The organism is Sinomonas soli (genome assembly GCF_054782415.1).
This window is the reverse complement of record NZ_BAAGSN010000013.1, coordinates 182,686-205,418: the sequence shown is the minus strand read 5'-3', so window position 1 is coordinate 205,418 and position 22,733 is coordinate 182,686. Positions and strand designations below refer to the sequence as shown.

General features: G+C 72.8%; 18 protein-coding genes. 9 read left to right on the top strand and 9 right to left on the bottom strand.

Features of this window, described 5'->3' with window-relative positions:
• Positions 1 to 34 precede the first annotated feature (34 nt).
• The 4 genes from ACYVKZ_RS12990 (at position 35) to ACYVKZ_RS12975 (ending at position 7,430) form a co-directional block, all read left to right on the top strand.
• Positions 35 to 3,427, top strand: a complete 3,393-nt coding sequence (locus ACYVKZ_RS12990) for a DEAD/DEAH box helicase (RefSeq protein WP_460992667.1) — start codon at positions 35 to 37, stop codon at positions 3,425 to 3,427.
• 302 nt (positions 3,428 to 3,729) lie between these two features.
• Positions 3,730 to 4,395 carry a transglycosylase family protein gene (locus ACYVKZ_RS12985; protein WP_460992666.1) on the top strand — a complete coding sequence of 222 codons (666 nt, stop codon included), beginning with the start codon at positions 3,730 to 3,732 and terminating at the stop codon, positions 4,393 to 4,395.
• A 410-nt stretch (positions 4,396 to 4,805) separates the two neighbouring features.
• A complete protein-coding gene (gene fdhA, locus ACYVKZ_RS12980; protein WP_460992665.1) occupies positions 4,806 to 6,020 on the top strand; it encodes a formaldehyde dehydrogenase, glutathione-independent in 1,215 nt (404 codons plus the stop codon).
• A 108-nt stretch (positions 6,021 to 6,128) separates the two neighbouring features.
• Positions 6,129 to 7,430, top strand: coding sequence for an FAD-dependent oxidoreductase (locus ACYVKZ_RS12975; protein WP_460992664.1), 1,302 nt, complete (start codon positions 6,129 to 6,131; stop codon positions 7,428 to 7,430).
• 8 nt (positions 7,431 to 7,438) lie between these two features.
• On the opposite strand, the gene ACYVKZ_RS12970 is transcribed toward ACYVKZ_RS12975, so the two are convergent.
• The 5 genes from ACYVKZ_RS12970 to ACYVKZ_RS12950 form a co-directional block, all read right to left on the bottom strand.
• Positions 7,439 to 10,255 carry a hypothetical protein gene (locus tag ACYVKZ_RS12970; RefSeq protein ID WP_460992663.1) on the bottom strand — a complete coding sequence of 939 codons (2,817 nt, stop codon included), beginning with the start codon at positions 10,253 to 10,255 and terminating at the stop codon, positions 7,439 to 7,441.
• 1 nt (position 10,256) lies between these two features.
• Entirely contained in the window at positions 10,257 to 11,036 is a 780-nt protein-coding gene (locus tag ACYVKZ_RS12965; protein WP_460992662.1) for a C1 family peptidase, read from the bottom strand.
• A 16-nt stretch (positions 11,037 to 11,052) separates the two neighbouring features.
• The gene (locus ACYVKZ_RS12960; protein ID WP_460992661.1) at positions 11,053 to 11,430 is read right to left on the bottom strand and encodes a hypothetical protein; all 378 of its coding nucleotides are present in this window, start codon (positions 11,428 to 11,430) and stop codon (positions 11,053 to 11,055) included.
• Positions 11,431 to 11,526: 96 nt separating this feature from the next.
• A complete protein-coding gene (locus tag ACYVKZ_RS12955) occupies positions 11,527 to 13,122 on the bottom strand; it encodes a Kelch repeat-containing protein (RefSeq protein ID WP_460992660.1) in 1,596 nt (531 codons plus the stop codon).
• A 295-nt stretch (positions 13,123 to 13,417) separates the two neighbouring features.
• The gene (locus tag ACYVKZ_RS12950) at positions 13,418 to 14,179 is read right to left on the bottom strand and encodes an IclR family transcriptional regulator (protein ID WP_460992659.1); all 762 of its coding nucleotides are present in this window, start codon (positions 14,177 to 14,179) and stop codon (positions 13,418 to 13,420) included.
• A gap of 258 nt (positions 14,180 to 14,437) precedes the next feature.
• Between ACYVKZ_RS12950 and ACYVKZ_RS12945 the strand changes: the two genes are divergently transcribed.
• Genes ACYVKZ_RS12945 through hxlB form a run of 5 tightly spaced genes read left to right on the top strand, consistent with a single transcriptional unit; the run spans position 14,438 to position 18,606 of the window.
• Positions 14,438 to 15,664: an MFS transporter gene (locus ACYVKZ_RS12945; RefSeq protein WP_460992658.1), complete on the top strand. Its 1,227-nt coding sequence runs from the start codon at positions 14,438 to 14,440 to the stop codon at positions 15,662 to 15,664.
• Position 15,665: 1 nt separating this feature from the next.
• Positions 15,666 to 16,430, top strand: coding sequence for a fumarylacetoacetate hydrolase family protein (locus tag ACYVKZ_RS12940; RefSeq protein WP_460992657.1), 765 nt, complete (start codon positions 15,666 to 15,668; stop codon positions 16,428 to 16,430).
• A complete protein-coding gene (locus tag ACYVKZ_RS12935) occupies positions 16,427 to 17,389 on the top strand; it encodes a sugar kinase (RefSeq protein ID WP_460992656.1) in 963 nt (320 codons plus the stop codon). The genes ACYVKZ_RS12940 and ACYVKZ_RS12935 overlap by 4 nt, the downstream gene beginning before the upstream one ends.
• 19 nt (positions 17,390 to 17,408) lie before the next feature.
• The gene (locus ACYVKZ_RS12930; protein ID WP_460992655.1) at positions 17,409 to 18,062 is read left to right on the top strand and encodes an orotidine 5'-phosphate decarboxylase / HUMPS family protein; all 654 of its coding nucleotides are present in this window, start codon (positions 17,409 to 17,411) and stop codon (positions 18,060 to 18,062) included.
• Complete coding sequence (hxlB, locus tag ACYVKZ_RS12925; RefSeq protein WP_460992654.1) at positions 18,052 to 18,606, top strand: 6-phospho-3-hexuloisomerase; 555 nt, start codon at positions 18,052 to 18,054, stop codon at positions 18,604 to 18,606. Before ACYVKZ_RS12930 ends, hxlB begins: the two co-directional genes overlap by 11 nt.
• A gap of 14 nt (positions 18,607 to 18,620) precedes the next feature.
• Here hxlB and ACYVKZ_RS12920 read toward each other — a convergent pair whose 3' ends face one another.
• Genes ACYVKZ_RS12920 through ACYVKZ_RS12905 form a run of 4 tightly spaced genes read right to left on the bottom strand, consistent with a single transcriptional unit; the run spans position 18,621 to position 22,450 of the window.
• Positions 18,621 to 19,241 carry a PadR family transcriptional regulator gene (locus ACYVKZ_RS12920; RefSeq protein ID WP_307005679.1) on the bottom strand — a complete coding sequence of 207 codons (621 nt, stop codon included), beginning with the start codon at positions 19,239 to 19,241 and terminating at the stop codon, positions 18,621 to 18,623.
• A 60-nt stretch (positions 19,242 to 19,301) separates the two neighbouring features.
• The gene (gene ligM, locus ACYVKZ_RS12915; protein WP_460992653.1) at positions 19,302 to 20,714 is read right to left on the bottom strand and encodes a vanillate/3-O-methylgallate O-demethylase; all 1,413 of its coding nucleotides are present in this window, start codon (positions 20,712 to 20,714) and stop codon (positions 19,302 to 19,304) included.
• Between the two features lie 38 nt (positions 20,715 to 20,752).
• Positions 20,753 to 21,625, bottom strand: a complete 873-nt coding sequence (gene purU, locus ACYVKZ_RS12910) for a formyltetrahydrofolate deformylase (protein WP_460992652.1) — start codon at positions 21,623 to 21,625, stop codon at positions 20,753 to 20,755.
• Positions 21,626 to 21,631: 6 nt separating this feature from the next.
• Positions 21,632 to 22,450, bottom strand: coding sequence for a methylenetetrahydrofolate reductase (locus ACYVKZ_RS12905; RefSeq protein ID WP_460992730.1), 819 nt, complete (start codon positions 22,448 to 22,450; stop codon positions 21,632 to 21,634).
• Positions 22,451 to 22,733 lie beyond the last annotated feature (283 nt).

Genomic DNA, 22,733 nt, shown 5'->3' with positions numbered 1-22,733 from the left:
CAGGACTGTCGGCGGCGCATGGGACGATAAAGGCATGGCACCCCTCTCCCTTCCCGGCCAGCATGCTGGCACCGGAGGCGGAGCCCTGCCCCTCGTCGACGTGGCGGGGATGGTCAACAGGATCGGGGCCGCGGCGATGTCCCGGGCCCACGCCTACGCCAGGGACGGACGGGTCGAGAAGCTCGCCTGGCACCCGGACATCACCGAGCTGACTGCCGAGGTCTTCGGCACGGCCGCCGAGCCGTACGAGGTCGGGGTCTACCTCAAGCCCCAGCAGGCCACCTACCGCTACGCCGGAGGCTGGTGCACCTGCCCGATCTCGGCGGACTGCAAGCACGTCGCCGCCGTAGTGCTCGCCGCTAACACCCAGCGGCTCCGCGCGGACGCGTCCCAGAAGAACGCGGCGCGGGCGGCGGAGCCGGCCTGGAAGGGCGAGCTGCGGCGCATCATCAACCCCGCCGGCGAGCGCCACCTGCAGGGGCGCTCGGGCCGGCTCGGACTCCAATTCGAGCTCCGGGACCTCGAGGCCCGCCTCGGCGGCTTCGCACGGTCCCGGGGCAGGCGCCGGCGTGAGCACCGGCTCGGCATGCGGCCGGTCGAGTACAACCCCGCCACGGGTCGGTGGCTGCGCGGCGACCTGTCCTGGAGCCGGTTCGGCCGTCCGGACCACGTCGGCGACTTCCACACGCCCCACTTCGAGCTGCTCCGCGAACTGCAGGCCCTCCGCCTCGGCACGGGATCGGGCTACTGGAACGGCAATGACCCCTGGCTGTACCTGGACGAGTTCACGAGCCCCCTGCTGTGGACGCTGCTCGGCGCCGCCGGCCCGCTCGGCCTCGAACTGGTCGCCGCCCGGCGCGGAACCGGGGTCACCCTGGCGGAGGGGACCGCCGTCGTCGGCCTCGAGGCCCTTCCCGGGACGGACGACCCGGCAGCGCTCCGACTCGTCCCGACCCTCGCCGTCGAAGGCGTCGCCCTGCCCACGGAGCGTGCCGGGACGGTCGGCGACCACGGCACGTACGCGGTCGTGCGCACCGGCGCCGACGAGGAGCTGATTGTCCTCGCCCAGTCCGAGGCGCGGCTCGGCGAGCGGGAGCGCGCGCTCCTGGGCACCCCCGAGGGCGTCGAGATCCCGGCCGCGGACCGGGAGGCATTCCTCGCGGAGTTCTACCCCGACCTCGCCCGCTCCGTCACGATCACCGCGGACGACGGCGTGGACCTCCCGCCCGTCGAGCCTCCCCTCCTCGTGCTCACCGCGAGCTTCGGGCCGCGGGACGAGCTGCGGCTCGCCTGGCACTGGGAGTATCCGACGGGCGACGCCGTCCGGCAGGTTCCGCTCGCACCGGTCCCGGGCGAGGGCTTCCACCGGGACGAGGCCGCCGAGGAGGGCGCGCTGCGGGCTGTCGCGGAGGTCCTCGCCGACAGCCCGCTGCAGGGCATGCCGGTGGGGCCCGCGCGGCTCGAGGACCTCGACACGGCCGACTTCGCCGAGCGGATCCTCCCGGCCCTGGAACGCCTCGAAGGCGTCGCCGTGCGCATCGAGGGCACCAAGCCGGACTACCGCCGGCTCGAGGGCACCCCGGAGCTCGTGCTCAGCGCGGTCGAGTCCGAGAAGAACGACTGGTTCGACCTCGGCCTCATGGTCAAGATCGAGGGCCGGAGCATCCCCTTCCAGGACGTCTTCACCGCCCTGGCGCGCGGCCGGGACAAGGTCCTCATGCCGGACAAGACCTGGTTCCGGATCGACACCCCGGAGATCCGCCGGCTCAAGCGGATCATCGACGAGTCCCACGAGCTGCGCGAATGGCGCATCGAGGGCCCGCCCGCGAAGCGGCCTCCGCGGCTGAGCGTCTACCAGGCCGGGCTCTGGGACGAGATGGCCGAGCTCGCGGGCGAGACCATCGAGCCGGCCCGGTGGAAGCGGACCGTCGAGGGGCTGCTCGACCCGCATGCCCTCGACCCGGTGCCGGTGCCCGGGGGGCTCGATGCCACCCTGCGCCCGTACCAGGACGAGGGCTTCCAGTGGCTGGCATTCCTGCACCGCCACGGCCTCGGCGGCGTGCTCGCGGACGACATGGGGCTCGGCAAGACGCTCCAGACCCTCGCCCTGATCCTGCATGCGCGCACCGCAGCGGACCCGGCCACCACGGCGGCCGAGCAGAGCGAAGCGGAGTCGGGACCCGCCGCGAAGCCGCCGTTCCTCGTCCTCGCCCCCACGTCAGTGGTGCCGAACTGGGAGGCCGAGGCGTCCCGGTTCGCCCCGGGTCTGCGCGCCGTCGCCCTCACGGACACCCAGGGCAAGTCGGGCACGCCTGTGGCCGCGTCCGCGGAGGGCGCGGACATCGTGGTGACGAGCTACGCCCTGTTCCGCCTCGACTTCGAGGCGTATGCGGCCCTGGACTGGTCCGGGCTCATCATGGACGAGGCCCAGTTCCTCAAGAACCGCGCCACGAAGGCGCACCAGTGCGCGCGCGACCTCGACGTCCCCTTCAAGCTCGCCCTGACGGGCACCCCGCTCGAGAACAACCTCATGGAGCTATGGGCCCTGTTCGCGATCGTCTCGCCGGGGCTGTTCCCGGCGGCGAACCACTTCGCCCAGGACTTCGCCAGACCCATCGAGAAGGGCGGCGACGCGGAGCGGCTGGGGAGGCTCCGCCGCAGGGTGCGCCCCCTCATGCTGCGGCGCACCAAGGAGGCGGTCGCCACGGACCTGCCGGAGAAGCTCGAGCAGCGGCTGGAAGTCGAGCTCTCCCCCAAGCACCGTTCGCTCTACCAGCAGTACCTGCAGCGGGAGCGGGAGAAGGTCCTGGGCCTGGTGGAGGACCTGGACCGCAACCGCTTCATCGTCTTCCGCTCGCTGACCCTCCTGCGGCTCATGTCACTGGACCCTGCGCTCGTGGACGACTCGCACGAGGGCGTGGTGCCCGCGAAGCTCGATGCCCTGCTCGAGCAGCTCGACGATGTGGTGGCCGAGGGCCATCGCGCCCTCGTGTTCAGCCAGTTCACCTCGTTCCTGAAGAAGGCCGCGGAGCGCCTGGACGCCGCGGGGATCGCCTACGAGTACCTCGACGGGTCGACCCGGCGCCGCGGCGAGGTGGTCTCCCGGTTCAAGGCGGGCGAGGCCCCGGTGTTCCTCATCTCGCTCAAGGCCGGCGGCTTCGGGCTCAACCTCACGGAGGCGGACTACTGCTTCCTCCTCGACCCGTGGTGGAACCCGGCGGCGGAGGCTCAGGCGGTGGACCGGGCGCACCGGATTGGGCAGTCCCGGAGGGTCATGACGTATCGTCTGGTGGCGAAGGGCACCATCGAGGAGAAGGTCATGGAGCTCAAGGAGAAGAAGGCCGCCCTGTTCTCCTCCGTGATGGACGATGACGCGGTGTTCTCCTCGTCCCTGACGGCCGACGACGTCCGCGGACTCCTCGCCTAGGCCCCACCGCGGCGGCCTTCTCCGACACTTCCCTGGGTCACGATTTGGCAACAGAGGACTTGTACCCTACCGTAGATATCAGTTCGATAACGGACTTCGCCCGCGATAGCTCTCTGCGAGGCGTCATAAAGCCTGCGGCCAACAGCCGTTGGCCACATATGCCGGGTGCTGCCGTCCACCGTTCGCCGCCGTCTGCGCAGACACCATTGACCTGACCTTCGAGCTGTCAGGGGCCGGCGGCGCACGACGAATTCCGGGGACGGAAGGAGTGCCGGTGGAGTCCCGAGCATGGTGAGTTTCCTATGAAGAAGATTACCCTTACCGCCGCACGCCGTTCCCTCGCCCTCGTCGCCGCGTCCGGCGCCGCGCTGAGCGCCGCCGCCCTCGGTGCGCCCGCCGCCAACGCAGCCGACGGCTCCACGTGGGACGCGCTCGCCCAGTGCGAGTCGGGTGGCAACTGGTCCATCAACACGGGCAACGGCTTCTCCGGTGGCCTCCAGTTCACCCCGAGCACCTGGGCCGCGTACGGCGGCACGGGCTCGCCGACCACGGCGTCCCGCTCCCAGCAGATCGCCGTGGCCGAGCGCGTGCTCGCCGGCCAGGGCTGGGGCGCGTGGCCCGCATGCTCGGCCAAGCTCGGCCTCTCCGGCACGGCCGGCGCCAACCCGACCCCGATCCAGGTGCAGTCCGCTCCGGTCGAGCGGGTTGTCCCGGTCCAGCAGGCCCCGGTCCAGCAGGCCGTCCCCGTCCAGCAGGCCGCCCCGGTCCAGCAGGCTCCGGCCCGCCACGCCGCCGAGGTTGCCGTGAGCGGCAAGACCTACACGATCGTCTCCGGCGACACCCTCGGCAAGATCGCCGAGAAGCTCGACGTCAAGGGCGGCTGGCAGGCGCTGGCGGACGCCAACGCCAAGACCATCGCCAACCCGAACCTGATCTTCCCCGGTCAGGTCCTCCAGCTCCCGGCCTGATCCTGGAGCCCTGTCCCGCCCGCGGGGCGCCCTGCTAGCCGGGGCTTCCCGCTCGCTGGCTACTGGGCGGCTTCTGGGCCCGCCCCCCTGGGGCCCAGCCCGCCCGCACGACGCCGCATCCGCACCTCGCCGCTCCCCCTGGAGCCGGACGGGGAGCGGGTGCGGCGTCGTTGTGCTGCGCCGTCGTTGTGCTGTGCCGACGTCGTCCTGCGGCGTGCTCGTCCTGCGGGGACCTCCGCCCCTTGACCCCCCGTGCGCGGGGTGCCTAGGGTTCGAGGACCGCCACACGACGACGTCAGCGGTAACCCACGCGGTCCCCCAAAGCCGCTGCTGACGCCTGAGACGGTCCGCTGAATCAGCACCGCAGGGGCGGGGGCCCCTGCTTCACTGGAGCAGAGAGGTACCAACCAATGGCAGGCAACAAGGCAGTCGCCTACAAGGAGCCGGGCAAGGTCGAGGTCATCGACATCGACTACCCGACGTTCGAGCTCAAGGACGGCCCCGGGGTCAATCCGGCCAACGTGGGCCGGAAGGTCCCCCACGGGGTCATCCTCAAGACCGTCGCCACCAACATCTGCGGGTCCGACCAGCACATGGTCCGCGGCCGCACCACGGCCCCGCCGAACCTCGTCCTCGGACACGAGATCACCGGGGAGGTCGTCGAGACTGGCCCCGACGTCGAATTCCTCAAGGTCGGAGACCTCGTCTCGGTCCCGTTCAACATCGCCTGCGGCCGCTGCAGGAACTGCAAGGAGCGCAAGACGGGCATCTGCCTCAACGTCAACCCCGACCGGCCCGGCTCCGCGTACGGCTACGTGGACATGGGCGGCTGGGTCGGCGGCCAGGCGAACTACGTGCTCGTCCCGTACGCCGACTTCAACTGCCTCAAGTTCCCGGACAAGGACCAGGCGCTCGAGAAGATCATGGACCTGACCATGCTCTCGGACATCTTCCCGACCGGGTTCCACGGCGCGGTCACGGCGGGCGTCGGCGTCGGCTCGACCGTGTACGTCGCCGGCGCGGGGCCTGTGGGCCTGGCTGCGGCGACGGGCGCGCTCCTGCTGGGCGCCGCTGTGGTGATCGTGGGCGACATGAACCCGGAGCGGCTCAAGCAGGCCGCGAGCTTCGGCTGCGAGACGGTGGACCTCACCAAGGGCAGCCCCGGCGAGCAGATCGAGCAGATCCTGGGCGAGCCGCTCGTGGACTGCGGCATCGACGCCGTGGGCTTCGAGGCCAAGGGCCACGGCGCGGGCGCCAAGGAGGCGCCGGCCACGGTGCTGAATGACCTCATGGACATCACGGCCGCCGGCGGAGCCCTCGGCATCCCCGGGCTCTACGTCACCGGCGACCCGGGCGGCATCGACGAGAACGCCCAGAAGGGCTCGCTGTCGCTGAGCCTGGGCACCGGCTGGGCCAAGTCCCTGTCGTTCACCACGGGACAGTGCCCGGTCATGAAGTACAACCGGGGCCTGATGATGGCGATCCTCCACGATCGCGTCTCGATCGCGAAGAACGTCAACGCCACGGCCATCAGCCTCGACGACGCGCCGCGCGGCTACGAGGAGTTCGATAAGGGCGCGGCGAAGAAGTACGTCCTCAACCCGAACGGCTACCTCAAGAACTGAGGCTCCGCCTACGAACGGGCGGCCGACGGCGCGACTCTCCTCGCGCCGTCGGCCGCCCGTTCCGTGCGCGGCGGCACGGAACGGGCCGCGCACGCGTACCCTTGGGCCATGGCTGCACCGGAGAGGACGCGGGTGGCCGTGGTGGGCGGCGGCCCCGCGGGCATGGTCCTGGGACTGCTGCTGGCCCGCGGTGGCATCGACGCCGTGGTGCTCGAGAAGCACCCCGACTTCCTGCGCGACTTCCGCGGCGACACCGTCCACGCCTCGACCCTCACGCTCCTCGACGAGCTGGGACTCGGATCGGCCTTCGCCGCGCTCCCCCACCGCCTCCTCGAGGAGGCGGAGATCCAGCTCGACGCCGGCACGGTGCGGCTCGCCGATCTGGGCCGGTCGCTGCCCGGCCTGCACCGGCACGTGGCGCTCGTGCCGCAGTGGGACTTCCTCGAGATGCTCGCCGACGCGGCGGCCCGCGAACCGCACTTCACGCTGCTGCGCTCGGCGGAGGTAGTGGGCCTGACGCACGACGCCGGCCGGGTCGCCGGGGTGCGCTGGCGCGACTACCGCCCGGCGGCGGCCGAGCACAGCGCAGCGGAGCCGAGGGCCGCCGAGCACACCCTCTCCGCGGACCTCGTGGTGGGCTGCGACGGCCGATGGTCCGCGGTGCGCGTGGGCGCGGACCTCGCCCCCCGGGCCTTCGGGGTCCCCGTGGACGTCGAGTGGTTCCGGCTCCCGCGGCACCCCGGCGACCCGGACGGCGGCGTCGGGCGCCTCTCCGGGAGCGAGTTCATGGTCATGATCGACCGGGGCGACACCTGGCAGTGCGGCTACCTCATCGCCAAGGGCCAGGACGAGGCCCTGCGCACGGAGGGCCTCGACGCGTTCCGGGCGCGGCTCGCCCGGCTGCAGCCGTGGCTCGCCGACCGCCTCGACGGCGCGCCCGAGCGGCTCGACGACGTCAAGCTGCTCGATGTGCGCATCGAGCGGCTCGACACCTGGCACCGCGACGGCCTGCTCCTGATCGGCGACGCCGCCCACCCCATGTCCCCCGTCGGGGGCGTGGGCATCAACCTCGCGATCCAGGACGCCGTGGCGGCCGCCCGGATCGTGGGCCAGTGGATGCGCCGCTCCCCCGGCCCCGTCCCCGAGGACGTGCTCGCGGCCGTGCAGCGGCGCCGGCTCCCCCCGACGAGGCTCGTGCAGGCGTTCCAGCGCCTCGCGCACCGGGGAGTGGTGAACCGGGCCCTCCGGGGCGCCCTCGCGACCTCGCCGGACACGCTGCCGCTGCCGCTCAAGCTCCTGGGCCGCTTCCCGCTGCTGCAGCGGCTCCCGGCGCGGTTCATCGCGATCGGCCCGCGGCCCGAGGCCGCCCCGAGCTGGGCCCGGCGGCTCGAGCGCCTCGGGCCCCGCTGAACGCGCGGCTACCAGTTCAGGAGCAGGTCGCGGCGCGCCTCGATGTAGGCCGCCGTGGGCAGGTAGTTGCCGTGGGTCGCGACCTGGGCCATGTAGGAATCGGGCTCCATCTCCAGGGCCAGCCGGTCCAGGACGTTGGCGTCCCGGGCGTACGAGTAGCCCGGGAACCCGAGGTAGTCGGTGCGCCGCCACAGGTTCAGCCACACGGGCTGCGCCAGGCCGCCCTGCTGGGTGCCCTGCCCGTCGGCGCCCTGGCCGTTGACGCCCTGGCGCCCGGACCGGACCGGGGCCGTGCCGAGCAGCGCGGTGAGCGGTCCCGCGCCCGGCGAGCGGCCGGCGTCGGGCGCGCCGGAGACAGGGCCGTCGGGCACGCCCACGCGGGCCAGGACACGGGCGCGGCTGCGCGGCGGGGCGCCGAGGGCCGGCAGGTCCTTGCCCTTCCACGGGTCCGCGGTCCAGAACGACGGCGCCGCCACCCCGGGCGTGCCGAGCACGTCCGGCCCGAACAGCTCCGGGAAGAACCGCCCGAAGTACGGGCGCAGCTGCATTCCGAAGCTCAGCAGGCGCACCCGCGGGAGCAGGTCCGCGTGCCCGGTCGCCGCGAGGTGGAACAGCGCCGCGACGCCGAGGACTGTGCCGAGGCTGTGGGTGGCCAGCAGGACCCTGCGGTTCGGGTCCGGGGCGCCGTCCGGCTCGAGCCAGCGGATCATGCGGTCCGCGAGCTCCGGGACGGCCCGCTCGCTGTAGCACGCCGGCCCGAAGGGGTGCGCGGCCCGCGGGAGCCACGCCATGAGGTCCCACAGCAGCCCCAGCGGCCGCGCGGCGTCGGGGGCGGCGGCCTTGGCCACGGCGAGGGCCAGCACTGCCGCGCCGCCGAGCACCACGGCCGTGAGGACGATCAGTTGGCCGGCCTGCCACAGCCCAGCCACGGAGTCCGGGCCGAACGCCCCGGCGAGCACGCCGCGCACCCAGGCCCAGCGCCCGCTGCGGTCGCGGTACTGCCACAGGACGGCGAGCGCGAGGGAGACCGCCACGGCCACCCCGACCGTCCAGGCGAGGAAGTGCAGGAGCGGCTCGGAGCGCTGGAGGAAGGCGCTCGCGCGGCGCTGCCGGGCGATCTCGGGGCGGTAGCACTCCTCGGCCGGGTCGATGGCGGGGTCGTCGATGGTCGTGCTGCGCAGCTTCAGCAGCCCCACGACGATGAGCACGAGCATCACCACGGCGACCATGAGGCCGAGCACCCCGCCGAAGGCCCAGAAGGCGATCGGCACCGCGATGTCGTGCGCGCCGCCGGGCAGGGACACGGCCCGGAAGAGCGGGTCCCCGGGCACGGCGCTGGTCTGGAACCGGCCCGACCGCAGCCAGGCGCCGGCTCCGAGCGCGAGGGCGCTCGCGAGGAACGCCCCGACCAGCAGCCCGAGGAACATGAAGACCCCGGGCCCGGCGCCGTGCCAGGCCTCCTCGCGGGCGCGCGCGTTCCGGCGTCGCAGGGACAGGTAGGGCACCACGACGGCCACGCCGCTGAACACGACGACCGCCAGCGCCGCCGCGTTCGCCCCCGGCCAGAGGGGATCCAGCCAACCGGCGAGCAGGGCCCAGAGGGCCGCGGTCCCGGTGGCGAGGACGGCCGCCGCGATCCACTCGTTGTAGCCGGCGCGGACCACGCAGCCGGCGGTGGCCAGGACCGTGAGTGCCACGAGGATGAGGGTCGGGGTGAGCTGGCCGCCGCCGAACGGGCCGGGGACGTCGGTGCCCGTGCCCCAGATCTCCAGGACGAGGCAGAGCACGTAGATGACGGCGGCCAGGACCAGCAGCAGCCCCGCCTGGGCGTCGCGGCTGCCGGCGAACCGCCGCAGCGCGCCCTCGCCGCCGGGGACAGGGTGCGGCGCCCGCACGGACCTCGCCCAGAAGGCGATCATGGCCGCGGAGGCGGCGAGGTGCACGAGGGCGAGGACAAAGAGAGTCGGTGCGGTGGCGCCGTCGTGCGGGGTGGCGTCCCAGGCGAGCGTGGCCACCACGAGGTCGAGGCTCGCCGCGAGGTGGGTCAGGCCCGTCGGCGAGTTGACCCGCCGCCGCATCCACATCTCGGGGACGGCGAGCGGGAGCGCGTCCGGGGCGCCCTGCGCCGCGCGGACCCTGGCGGCGTCGTGGATCCGGGTGCGGAACCGCACGTCGCTGATGAGCCCGAGCACGGCCATCGCGGCGACGGCGGCCAGGGGCGCGAGGGAGAACAGGGCCAGCCGCTGGCCGCGCGTCCACTGCCCGAGCCCGTCGAGCTGGCCGGGCAGGGCGCTGCACACGCGCCACGTGCCGGCCCGGTCGGCGGGCAGGAAGCACTGGACCGCCACGAGGTCGAACACGACGGTCGAGACGGCAGAGGTGAGCAGGAGCGTGAGCGCGAGGCCGAACAGCCGCGTGATCCCCCCGCCGCTGCCCGTGCGCAGGCCGCCCTCGCGGCCGGGGTCGGTCTCGAACGCGCGCGCCCAGTACCCGGCGTTCGCGAAGCCGAACGGCGCGACGAGGAACCAGACCACGTTGTACGCGGTGCGCCACGCGCCGGTGAGGAAGCCGCGGCCCTTTGCGAAGCGGTCCAGGTGCCCCCAGCTGTAGGCCTCGATCCGCGTCGGGGCGTCCGGGGCGGGGGCCTTGGCCGTGTAGAAGCCTGCGAGCCCGTCGGCGAGCGGGATGGCGCCGTCGCGGGCCACCTCGATCTCGTCGACGGCGACCCCGAGCATCTCCTGGGGCGGCGTGTTGCGGACGCCGTGGACCCGGAGCTCGAGGATGTCGAGCGCTCCCGCCCGTGGAGTGCTGGGGTCGCCGCGCATGTCAGGCGACGGTCCGGACGGTCCAGAAGTCGCTGGCCAGGCCAGTCGAGAGCAGGTACTGGTAGGGCATCGTGAAGTAGCCGGCCTGTCCCCAGCCGGTGCCCCACGAGTTGCGCACCCGGAAGCACTGGGTCGCGTTGTCGTACCCGACCGCGAGGACGGCGTGGCCGCCGAGGACCTGCTCGTTGGGGGCCGGCATGGGCACGACGCCGGTGTGGGCGACCTCCGGGCCCTCGAAGGACTCGTAGACGGTGAAGCCGTACACGAACGGGTAGCCGGCGGCGAGGCAGCCCTGCATCTGGGCGATGGACCGCGCCACGCGCTGGTAGGCGATGGCGCGGTGCTGCTTGGCGTCGATGTAGCACTGCTCGCCCGGCTTCGCCGCAAACTGGCCGATGTCGTAGGGCCACTCGGTCTCCGGGCAGGCGCCCTGGGCCGAGACGGACTTGATCCCGTCGCGGATCTGGGCGCCGGCGTCGCTCGCCACCGTGTGCTCCGCGGCGCGCTCGTTGTAGTAGATGAACAGGCGCGAGGGCGTGGTGTAGCCGGCGATGCCCTCCTTGTCGGCGTCGAACTCGAGGGCGGCGGCAATCGCGTTGGCCGTGCAGGACCCGAGCTGGCCCTGGTCGTAGACGGGCGGGCAGGCCGCCGTGAGGTCCACGGACGGCGGGAGGGCGCCCATCACCTCGCGGGGCGCGGCGAAGAGGTGGTCGCGCTGGTCCGGGACGTCCGGCACCCAGCCGTAGGAGTGGGCGGCGCGCGGGGCTGCTGCTGCGGTCATGGCTGGTCCTCGGCTCTCAGAGGTACTTCCAGGAGCGGACCACGCTGAGTGATCCGCCGGTGTCCCACCACACGTCGACGCGGTTCGCGGCGAAGGCGACCTGGACGAACCCCTGCTCGTCGCCGGGCTCGGAGATGAGCCCGGCGCGCCAGGCTGCGCCGTCGTAGGCCCAGAGCGCTGCCGGCCCGCCGGCGACGTAGTGGTCCAGGACGAGGTAGTGGGTGGTCGCGTTGCCGCCGGTCCCTGCGGGTGCGGCGCCGGGGGTGGGCTGCTTCGCCGCGGCCGCGCCGGGCTGGGGCGGGGCGGAGGGCTGGGAGGCCGACGACGGCGCGGCCGCGAGGGCGTTGGAGGCGGCGTCGAGCTGGTCGATGACGGCCTGTGAGGGGGTGTACATGGCTGGCTCCTAAAGGACGGGGCGGGTGCGAAGGAGGACGGGGCGGGTGCGAGGAGCGCGGGCGGTGCGAAGGAGGGTGGCGCGGGAAGCGCGCGGTCAGTGCGGCGAGGACCAGCCCCTGGCGGTGACGAGGCCGGTGGAGTCCCACCAGACGTCGACCGCCTCCGCGGCGAAGAGGTCCTGCGCGACGCCGACGAGCTCCGACTGGCCGATCACGCGGCCGCGCCAGGCGCCTCCGACGTACGCCCACAGGGCGCCGTCCTGGCTCGGGGTCCAGGTGTCGACCACGAGGTACTGGGCGCGCCCGGATCCGAGGCCGACGGTGACCGCCACCGGTGCGGAGGCGATGCCGTTGGCCACGACGCTGAGCTCGTACGGCCCGAACTCGAGGTCGTGGGGCACGGTGAACTGGGTCGAGACGGCCGCACTGCCCGTGGCGACCGCCATGGTCGAGTGCTCGGCGGTGCGCAGGTAGCGGACCTTGCCGGAGTACGTGCCGGTGAGCCGGACGAGCGGGTAGTTCGTGGCCATCTGCGCGTCGTCTCCGTAGCCCACGGCCTGGGAGAGCCCGTTGAGCTGGGTCCCGGTGAGGGTGTAGGTGCCGTCGATGCCGAGGCTCGTGGGCACCGAGGCGATGGCAGGCGCCCACCCCGGGTCTCCCCCGGGGTCCGGCTGGTAGGCGTAGAGGGCGGCGGTCTGGGCCCCGTAGAGCACCTCGCCGGTCGGGAGCAGGAGCATGCGGCCCTGGTAGATGACCTGGTCGGCGTTCGGCGGGTCGGCGACGCGGGTGAGGGATGCGCCGTCGAACTCGAAGAACATCGTCGGCGTGGGCCAGTCCCCCGCCGCGTCCCCGGCGGGTCCCGCCGTGCAGAGCACGCGCCCGTTGGGCAGGAGCGCGGCGGGCGCGTCCTTCGCCTTGAGCAGCCGGCCCTGGGCGTCCGTCGGGAAGTCCGGCCCGGCGGCCCAGGAGCCGGTCCCGGTCGTGTCCCCGGAGGGGGTGTAGAGGGCGGTGTGGCCGGTTGCGCCGGCGCAGAACACCCGGCCGTCCGGCAGGAGCAGCGCGGGGCCGATCTCGATCGAGGAGGCCTGGACGAGCTCTACCGGGGTGGAGCCGGCGCTGATCCATGCGCCGGTGGACGGGATGTACCGCTCGGCTTGGGGATGGTTCGCGCAGCTGACGGTGACCACGGAGCCGTCCGGGAGCAGCGTCCACGATTCCTCGTTGGAGCGCGCTGCCATGGTCCCGGTGGCGGTCCAGGCGTCGGCTGCGGGATCGTAGACGGCGGTGCGCCCGTCGCTGAGGTTGCCCGCGAGGAGCTGCCCGTCGGCGAGCAGGCACGCGGCCGCGTCGCCGAGGTGGCCCCACCCGGGGTTGCCGATGCTCGTCCAGGTGTCGGCGACGGGATCGTAGATCTCCGCCGTGTCCGTGTCGGAGCCGGCGTCGCTGTACTCGCCGCCGGCGACGAGGACGCGACCGTCGCGCAGCACGGCGGAGGCGTAGTAGAGGCGCGAGCTGTGCATGTCGGCGAGCTGTGTCCACGTCCCCCCGACGTAGCTGCCTGATTCATCGGGCGTCAGCCGACACCAGCTCCGCGATCCGCCCGACTGGCACATGACGGTGCCGTCGGTGAGGAGGAGCATGGTCCCGAGGGGGAAGGTCGGCTGGTGCGCGAGAGCTGCCCATGTTCCCATGGAGGCCCTTTCGCAGGGGCGGCCGCGGCCGCCCGGCTGATGGAGAACCGCACCGGGTGCGGTGAAGCCGTGGGACGGGGAAGCCCTCGAGCCCCGGGCGGAGCGGCTGGCCCCCGGCCCGCCCCGGAGTGGGGCGGGCGGGGTGCCGGCTGGAGTGCGTCGGCCCCGATGCTGGGGATGTCGGGCCGAGCGATTGATTTGTAACTCGATTTTATTAATTACAGGCCAGCGCCGTCAAGACCCTTGATCAGGCGCTGCCGGGGCCCAGCCGAGGGGCCCGCTCGCAGCCCCCGGGTCAGCGCGGGGGCAGGAGGACGGTCAGCTCCTGCGCAGCCTCGTGCAGCGCGGGGAGGTAGTCGAGCAGCTTCTCCCGGCTCACGCGGTACGCGGGCGCGGCGACGGACAGCGCCGCGACGGCGAGGCCATCGGGGTTGTGCACGGGGACGCCGATCGCGCGGATTCCAGCCTCGTGCTCCTCGTCGGCGATCGCGTAGCCCTGGGCGGCCACCGCCTCGATCTCCCGCCGGAACTGGTCCCTGTCCACCATGGTGTGCGGCGTGTACGCCGTGAGCTCGAGGGTCTCCACGAGGTCAGTGCGGGCGGGGTCGGTGGCGAAGGCGACGAGCACCTTGCCCATCGAGGTGCAGTGCAGCGGTCCGCGGCGCCCCGGCTCTCCACTGACGCTCACGGAGTGGCTGCCCTGGACGTGGTGCACGTAGAGCTGGTGGTGCCCGTCGATGACGGACATGAGCGCGCTCTCGGCGGTCTGGTCGGCGAGCCGGCGGAGCACGGGCAGGGCGGAGCCTGCGAACCCGTGCCGGTGGGCGACGCGGCTGGCCAGGGAGAAGGTCTGGAGCCCGAGGCTGTAGCGGCGGCTGACCTCGTCGACGCACGCGTAGCCGTCCCGCACGAGGGCGGCGGCCAGGCGGTGGGCCGTGCTCAGGGGGAACCCGGCCCTCCTGGCCACCTCGGAGAGGGACGCCCCGTCGGGGTAGTCGCCGAGCAGGGTCAGCAGCAGCAGGGCCTTCCCGACCATGTCCGGGGGAGTCTGGGTCATGGCCCCAGTATGCCAGAACCATTCCACGATATGGGAGGGGATGCCGGTAGGAGGAAACTTCTGGCCGCGACCCCTTGTGCACCCCCCGCGGGAGGGCGCAGACTGGATTCCAAGTGGCGACAAGCCCTTCCATCATATGGAACATCATCACAGTGAGGTGATCTCATGTCCGACTCCGCCATGCGGCCCGGGTCCATCCGGGCGGCCGCGTCTTCTCCGGGCCATGCACGCTGGGCCCGGCTCCTTCCGATTGCATTCGTGACCTATTCGCTGGCCTATCTGGACCGGTCGAACTACTCGATCGGCGTCGCCGGCGGGATGAAGGGCGACCTGCATCTGGATGCCGGTGTCTCGGCGCTGCTGGGGGCCCTGTTCTTCCTCGGCTACTTCCTCTTCCAGGTGCCCGCCGGCGTCTACGCCGAGCGGCGCAGCGCCCGCACCCTGATCTTCTGGAGCCTGCTCGCCTGGGGCGTGCTGGCCTCGCTGCAGGGCGTCGTCTCCTCCGTCCCGTGGCTCATGGTGGTGCGCTTCCTCCTCGGCGTCGTCGAGGCCGCCGTCCTGCCGGCCATGGTGATCTTCCTGAGCCACTGGTTCACGAAGGCCGAGCGCGGACGGGCCAACACCTACCTGATCCTCGGCAACCCGGTCACGGTCCTGTGGCTCACGGCGGTCTCCGGCTACCTCGTCGAGGCGACGTCGTGGCGCTGGATGTTCATCATCGAGGGCGTTCCGGCCATCGTCTGGGCCTTCGTGTTCCGGGCGCTCGTCGCCGACCACCCGCACCAGGCGCCGTGGCTCAGCAAGGAGGAGCGCGGCTACGTCGAGGACGCCCTGGACGCCGAGCAGCGCGCGATGACCCCCGCGGCCTCGCTGTGGAGCGCGCTGCGGTCCCGCAACGTCGTCATCCTGTCCGTGCAGTACTTCCTGTGGAGCCTCGGCGTCTACGGGTTCGTCTTCTGGCTGCCGTCGATCGTGAAGGCCGCGAGCGGCGAGGGGATCGGGATGACCGGCCTCATCTCCGCCATCCCGTACGTGTTCGCCGTGATCCTCATGGTCGTCAACAGCCGACTCTCGGACCTCTCCGGCCACCGCAACCGCTACGTCTGGCCATGGCTGGCCCTCAGCGCCATCGCGTTCTACGGCTCCTACCTCATCGGGCCCAAGAACTTCTGGGCGGCCTTCGTCCTCCTCGTGGTCGCGGGCGCGGCCATGTACGCCCCGTACGGGCCGTTCTTCGCCGCGATCCCGGAGCTCATGCCGCGCGAGGTGGCAGGCCCTGCCATCGCGCTGGTGAACTCCCTCGGCGCCCTCGGCGGCTTCGTCGGCTCCTACTTCGTGGGCTGGCTCGACGGCGCCACGGGCTCGAGCAGCGCCTCCTTCCTGCTCATGGCCGCGAGCCTCGCCGGATCCGCCGTGCTCATCCCCTTCGTCCGGCCCCGCGCCGCCGCCCTGTCCGGCTCCGCGCTCCGCACCGCGGAGTCCTGAGATGCGCGTGTGCAGGATCGCCCATGCCGGCGGCACGGACTACGCGAGCTGGGACGGCGGGGAGTTCGCCGTGCTCGCCGACCCCTTCGCGGGCCGGCCGCGGCACACCGGGACCCGCGTCCCCGCCGCCGGGGCCCGGCTGCTCGCGCCGGTCGAGCCCCGCACCGTGGTCGGCATGGCCCGCAACACCGGCCCCGAGGACCGGGCCCTCCCCCCGCGGGCGTTCCTGAAGGCCGCCCGCACCGTGGTCGGCCCCGGGGCCGCGCTGCGGCTGCCGGACGACGCCTGCCGGACCGTCGCGGAGGGCGAGCTCGCCCTCGTGATCGGCCGGGAGACCTCGGGGGTGCGGGCCTCGGACCTGCTCTCCTGCGTCCTGGGCCTCACCGTCGCCAACGACGTCACGGACCGGGACGCCCAGGGCGGCGACCCGCTCTGGACCGCCGCGAAGAGCCGGCACACGTTCACCCCCGTCGGGCCCTGGATCGACACGGACCTCGACCCGGCGGACCTCTCGATCACCGTGGACGTCAACGGCACCGAGGCGAGCCGGGCGTCGACGGCCGGGCTGGCCCGCGACCCGGGCGAGATCCTCGCCTATCTCGCCCAGCTGATGCCCCTGGGCCCGGGCGACCTCGTCCTCACCGGCGCTCCCGGGCGCGACGTCCCGCTCGCGCCCGGGGACTCGGTCTCCGTGCGCATCGACGGGCTCGGAGAGCTGGGCAACCCCGTGGAGGCCTGGTCGCCGCGGCAGGAGGCGGCGGCATGAGCGGGGACCTGGACGCCGTCACGTTCGGCGAGGCCATGGCCATGTTCATGGCGTGCGAGCCCGGCCCCCTGCACGAGGTCACCACGTTCGAGCGCGGCCTGGCGGGTGCGGAGACCAACGTCGCCGTCGGGCTCGCGCGGCTCGGCCACCGCTCGGGCTGGATCGGGCGCGTGGGGGCCGACCCGTTCGGCACGTACGCCCTCGAGACCCTCCGGGCCGAGGGCGTGGACACGCGCGCGGCGACGGTGGACGAGAGCGCCCCCACCGGCTTCCAGCTCAAGGGCCTGTCCCTCGGGGGCGACCCCGAGGTGCGGTACTTCCGCGCGGGCTCGGCCGGGAGCCGGCTCGCCGCGAGCGAGGCGGCCGACGCGTGCATCGCCTCGGCCCGGCACCTGCACCTCACCGGCATCCCGCTCGCACTCTCGCCGAGCACCCGCGCCTTCGCGCTGCGCGCCCTCGAAGTGGCCCGCGCCCACGGCGCGACCGTCTCCTTCGACCCCAACATCAGACCCACCCTGTGGGCGAGCGAGGCAGAGCTCATCGACGCGACCAATGCCATCGCGAGCAGGGCCGACTGGGTCCTGCCGGGCCGCGCCGAGGGGCTGCTCCTCACCGGCCGGGACAGCGCCGACGGCATCGCCGACTTCTACCTCGCGCTAGGGGCCTCACGGGTCGCCGTCAAGGACGGCGCAGCCGGCGCGTCCCTCCACACCGCGGGGGGCCGGTGGGACCACGCGGGCTTCCGGGTCAGCGTGGTCGACACCGTCGGGGCGGGCGACGGGTTCGCCGCCGGCTTCATAAGCGCGCTCCTCGACGGGCTCGACGACGCCGCCGCCCTCGAGCGCGCGAGCGCCGTCGGAGCCCTGGCCACCACCCACCGCGGCGACCGCGACGGCCTCCCCACCCGGGCGCAGATCGCCGCCTTCACCGCCGCCGCCACCCTGGCGCCGGCTCCCTGACCCGAGGAGGACACCCCCTGTGGAGCTCCAGATAGCACTCGACCGCATCCCCCGGGAGCGGGCGCTCGTCCTCGCGCGCGCCCTGGCCCCCTCCGCCGACGTCATCGAGGTGGGCACCTCGCTCATCAAGGCGCACGGCATGGGGCTGCTCGCCGAGATCGCCGCGGCGGCGGGGCCCACCCCCGTCCTCGCGGACCTCAAGACGGCCGACGACGCCGCGACCGAATTCCGGATGGCGTTCGAAGCTGGCGCGCGGTCGGCGACCGTCCTCGGCGTCGCCCATGACGCGACCATCGAGAAGGCCGTCCGGACGGCGCAGGAGCACGGCGCGGAGACCGTCGTCGACCTCATGGCCACGAGCGAGGAGCGGCGGGCCGGGCTCGCCGCCGACCTGCCCGACGAGGTGGTCCTGGCCGCCCATGTGGCCAAGGACGTCCAGGCCGCGCACGCCGGCCCCGCGAGCCTGCTCGGCGAGTGGGCGGCCGGACGCAGGCTCGCGCTCGCCGGTGGACTGGGCGTGGACGACCTGCCGGCGCTCGCGGCCCTCCCGCACCTGCGCGTGATCGTGGGCGGCTCGGTGACGGGCGCGCCCGATCCCCTCGCCGCCGCGGAGCAGCTCCGCGACCGCATCGACAGCCTGAACAGCACCGAGAGGACCCGCAGTGGCCGATGATCCCCTGACCACGATCGCCCGCGAACTGGAGCCGGTCCTCGCGCGCGTCGACCGCGACGAGCTCCACGCGACGGTGCACGCGCTCGAGGAGGCGCCGCGCGTCTTCGTCACCGGCGAGGGCCGCTCGGGCCTCATGGCGCGGGCCTTCGCGATGCGCCTCATGCACCTGGGCCTGGCCGTCCATGTGGTCGGAGAGACCACCACCCCGGCAGTCGGCCCCCGAGACCTCCTCGTGGCCGTCTCCGGGTCCGGCACCACGGGCCACACTGTGCAGATCGCCCAGTCCGCCGCGTTGGCCGGGGCACGGGTGCATGCGGTCACCTCGGACCCTGAGTCCCCGCTCGGACAGCTCGCCGGGACGCGGCTCGTCCTCCCGGCCGCCACGAAATACCGGCGCCCGGGCGAGGCCCCCAGCATCCAGCCGCTCTCGAGCCTGTTCGACCAGGCGACCCACCTGGCGCTGGATGCGGCGTGCCTGATCCTCGCCGAGCGGAGGCAGGTCGACAACGCCGCCGCCCGGGCGGCGCACGCCAACACCGAGTAGGCGGCCGGAGCGGATCAGGCGCCGGTGGCGCGCGTGCCCGCCCACCCGCCGTCGGCCGCCTCGAGCCCCTCGACGAGCTCGAGGCCGCGGCGCGCCCAGGCGATCTCCGACCGGGCGCGGTCCACGAGGCCCTCGTAGGTGAAGCGCTTGAAGGCCACGGTCCGCTCGCGCGCCCCGGGCTCGGTCACCGCGAGCCGCCGGGCCAGCATCGGGTTCGCGACAGCGTCGATGCGGCGGAGCTCGCCCTCCCACTGCGCCAGTTCGCCCTCCCACTGCGTGATGTGCGCGCGGAAGAACTCGCGGGCCGCCGCCGGGGTGGCCGCCTCGAGGTAGGCGGCGCGCAAGTGGGCGGGGTCGCGGACGCGCGCGTACTCGAGCGGGGTGCCCATCCAGTCGAGGAAGGCCCGCTCCCCCGCGGGGGTGACGTGGTAGACCCGGCGCGTGGCGCGCTGGCCTCTGGCCTGCTCCTCGCCCTCGATGAGGCCCTCGGCCTCCATCTTGCGCAGCTCGGGGTAGATCTGGGAGTCGGGGGCGTGCCACACGTGCCCCACCGAGAGGGAGAACTGCTTCTGCAGGTCGTAGCCCGAGAGCGGGCCGACGCGGAGCAGGGCCAGCAGCGCGAACCTCAGGCTCATCGGACCTCCTTGAGACACGGACTCGGCACGGGGCGGTGTGCCCCGTGCCGAGTTCCCAACCTAGGCCGTCTGGTAGTTGGTGCGCCAGCCGCCGTGGTACTCCGTGCGGGCCACGGTGGAGTACGGGACGGGGCTGACCACGGCACGGACCTCGATCTGCTCGTGGGGCTCGACGGCGGCCTTGCGGCTCCCGCCGTCGGGCTCGCCCCAGACCACCTTGAGCTCGGCGCCCTCGGGCACGTTGGGGTCCACGGTCGCGAGCGAGAGCGCGCGGCGCTCGTTCGCGCTGTAGCCGGTGAACATCGAGAACCCGACCACGTTGCCGTCGGCGTCCACCACCGAGTCGTAGTTGGCCGAGCCGTAGTTGGCCAGCGGCAGGTCGAAGAACTTGTACTGCGGGCCGTCCACGTCGAAGAGCGAGCCGAAGATCTTCGTCATGTCCTCGGGGTTCCAGGCGAGGGTGACCTTGCGGCGCTGCGTGGCCGGGTCCATCTTCTCGAGGGCGTCGCGGCCGATGAAGTCGTGGTCGAACTTCACGAACGAGCCGTAGCCGAGCTCCCACGGCGTGAGGTAGTAGTCCTCGATGCTGTCCGAGACGAACGAGCCGGCCAGCGTGCCGGTGGCCTCGTAGCCGTCCGCCGGGAGCCACTCGCGGTAGCCGCGCTCGGCCTCGCCCGTGTAGATGGCCGGGAGCGGCGAGGGGATCCAGCCGGACTCGAGGGTGTTGGAGGGGTAGGCGCGCGAGCCCACGGGCACGAGCCCGAACTCCGCGCCGGCCTCGACGATCGCGTTCATGATGCGGTCGTGGTCCGCGTAGGGGCCCCACACCTCGAGGCCGGGTGCGCCGGCCATGCCGTGGCGGAGGGTCCGGACCGTGGTGCCGTCGATCGTCATGGTGGACATGTTGAAGAACTTCAGCTGCTCGACCGGGCCGCCGTTGAGCTTCTCGATGACCGCCCAGGCGTTCGGGCCCTGGATCTGGAAGCGGTAGTACTGCCGCGAGACGGCGTGCCCGTAGGGGCGCGAGGGCGAGCGGCGGTCGGCCGTGATGTCGAGGTTGGCGTACCCGCCCGTCTCGCCCTGGTACAGGAGCCAGTTGGTGACGGGGGCGCGGCCCACGTAGACGTACTCGTCCTCGGCCTCGCGGAAGAGGATGCCGTCCCCGATCACGTGGCCCGAGGCCGTGGTGGGGACGTACTGCTTGGCCTTGTCCACCGGGAAGTTGGCGGTGGAGTTGATCGCGGTCGCGGTGATGAGCTTGATCGCGTCCGAGCCCTTGAGGAACAGGTTGTCCATGTGGTGCGACTGGTCGTACAGCACGGCCGTCTCGCGCCACGCCTTCTGCTCCTTGATCCAGTTCTGGAAGTCCGCGGGGACCACCGGGTAGATGTAGGAGCCGATCTGGGAGTTGCGCAGCAGGTCGACGGCGCCCTTGGACGCGTCGAGGACTTCCTGCAGATTCTTCGGTGCCACGGTGAACCTCTTTCTCTTCGGGAGGGTCTGGGGTTGGGTCAGAAGACGATGGTCTGGTTGCCGTGCCGGATCACGCGGTCCTCGGCGTGCCACTGCACGGCGCGGGAGAGCACGGCGCGCTCCACGTAGGCGCCGCGGGCCTGGAGGTCGGCGGCGGTGTGGGCGTGCGTGGCGCGGGCCACGTCCTGCTCGATGATGGGTCCCTCGTCGAGGTCCTTGGTCACGTAGTGGGCGGTCGCGCCGATGAGCTTCACGCCGCGCTCCTTGGCCTTGCGGTAGGGCGCCGCACCGATGAACGCGGGCAGGAACGAGTGGTGGATGTTGATCAGCGGGACCCCGACCCGGTCGAGGAAGTCCGCGGAGATGATCTGCATGTAGCGGGCGAGGACCACGAAGTCCACGTTGCCGGCCAGGAGCTTGAGGATCTCCTCCTCCGCGCCGGACTTGTCCGGGCCGGCGGAGGGGACGTGGAAGAACGGGATGCCGAACGAGCGCACGTCCTCCGCGGTGTTGGTGTGGTTGGAGATCACCATCGGGATGGTCACGGGCAGCTCGCCCCGCCGGTGCCGCCACAGGAGTTCGAGGAGGCAGTGGTCCGAGGTCGAGGCCATGATGGCCATGCGCTTGGGCACGGACAGGTCCGTGAGCGTCCACTGCATGTCCAGCGGGCCGAGGGTCGAGGCGAGGTCCGCCTCCAGGTCCGGCATCGCGAGCGCGAGGTCGGGCCGGATGAACTCGACCCGCTGGAAGAAGTCCCCGCCCGTGGGGTCGGTGGAGTACTGGTCGAGCGTGACGATGTTGCCCTGGTTGCGGGTCACGAGCGCCGCGACGGCCGCCACGATGCCGGGCTTGTCGGGCCCGTGCACGATCAGGCAGGCCCTGTCCTTCCGGGCTTCGGTGTGCCGTGCCATGGCGGCCTAGGACCGTTCGGCGGTGAAGGTGCGCACCCAGTCGGCGGTCGCCTTGAGGCCGCCGAACGTGTAGAAGTGCAGGCCGACCTTGCCGGGGATCCCCGGGTGCGGCCACGCGTCCGTGAGGGCGGAGGCGAGGTCGTCGACGAAGTGCTCCGGCCCGGCCTCGCCGAGCAGGTTCGTGAGGGAGAAGCCGTACTTCTTCACGATCATGGCGTTGGCGCCCACGCCGAAGCGCCGTGCGAAGCCCAGGAGTCGCTTGATGCCGGCCGGGCCGGGGGTGCCCACGCGGATGGGGGCCTCGATGCCCTTGGCGCGCACGCCGGCGATCCACTCGGCCACGGGCTCGGTGTCGAAGGCGAACTGGGTGAGGATGACGGCGTCGAGCCCCTGGTCCTTCAGGGCCGCGGCCTTGTCCTCGAGGGCCCCGGCGAGGGTCTCCTTCGAGATGTCGGGGTGGCCCTCGGGGTAGCCGCCGATGCCGACCTCGCGCACGCCGTACTGCTGGAGAACGCCGCTGGAGATGACGGCGAGCGAGTCCTCGTAGGGGCCCTCCGGGACGGACGGGTCGCCGCCCACGGTGAACACGTGCTCGCTCGCGCCCACCTCCTGGAGGCGGCCGAGGAACTCCTCGAGCTCGCCCTGGGACCTGAGCCGGCGCGCGGAGATGTGCGGGACGGGGGTGAACCCGTGCTCGCGGACGGCCTTCGCGGCGGCCACCCGCATCTCGAGGTCCTCGTTGCCGAGGAAGGTGATGTTGATCCGCGTGCCGGCCGGGATGTGGTCCTTGGCCTCGAGCAGGCCCGGCACGTCCTTGCCGGTCATCTCGAGCGAGAAGTTGTCGATCAGCTGCAGCGATGCTTCGCGGTTCGCCGCGGGTGCGCTCTTTGCCACGTTCGGGACTCCTTTCGCACGGGCGCCACGTTGCGTCCTGTGTCGAATCTAACTATCTACATAGGGAATGTCTATAGGTATTTGGTCCGCGCTTCTCTCCGTGCTGGCGAGGCCAGCCTGCGGCGGTCCCCTCGCACGGCGGCAGAGAGGGCCGGAGAGCACCCGGCCGCACTCCGGCGGCGGCGCCCTCCGGCCCCCTCGGTCCGCGAGGTCC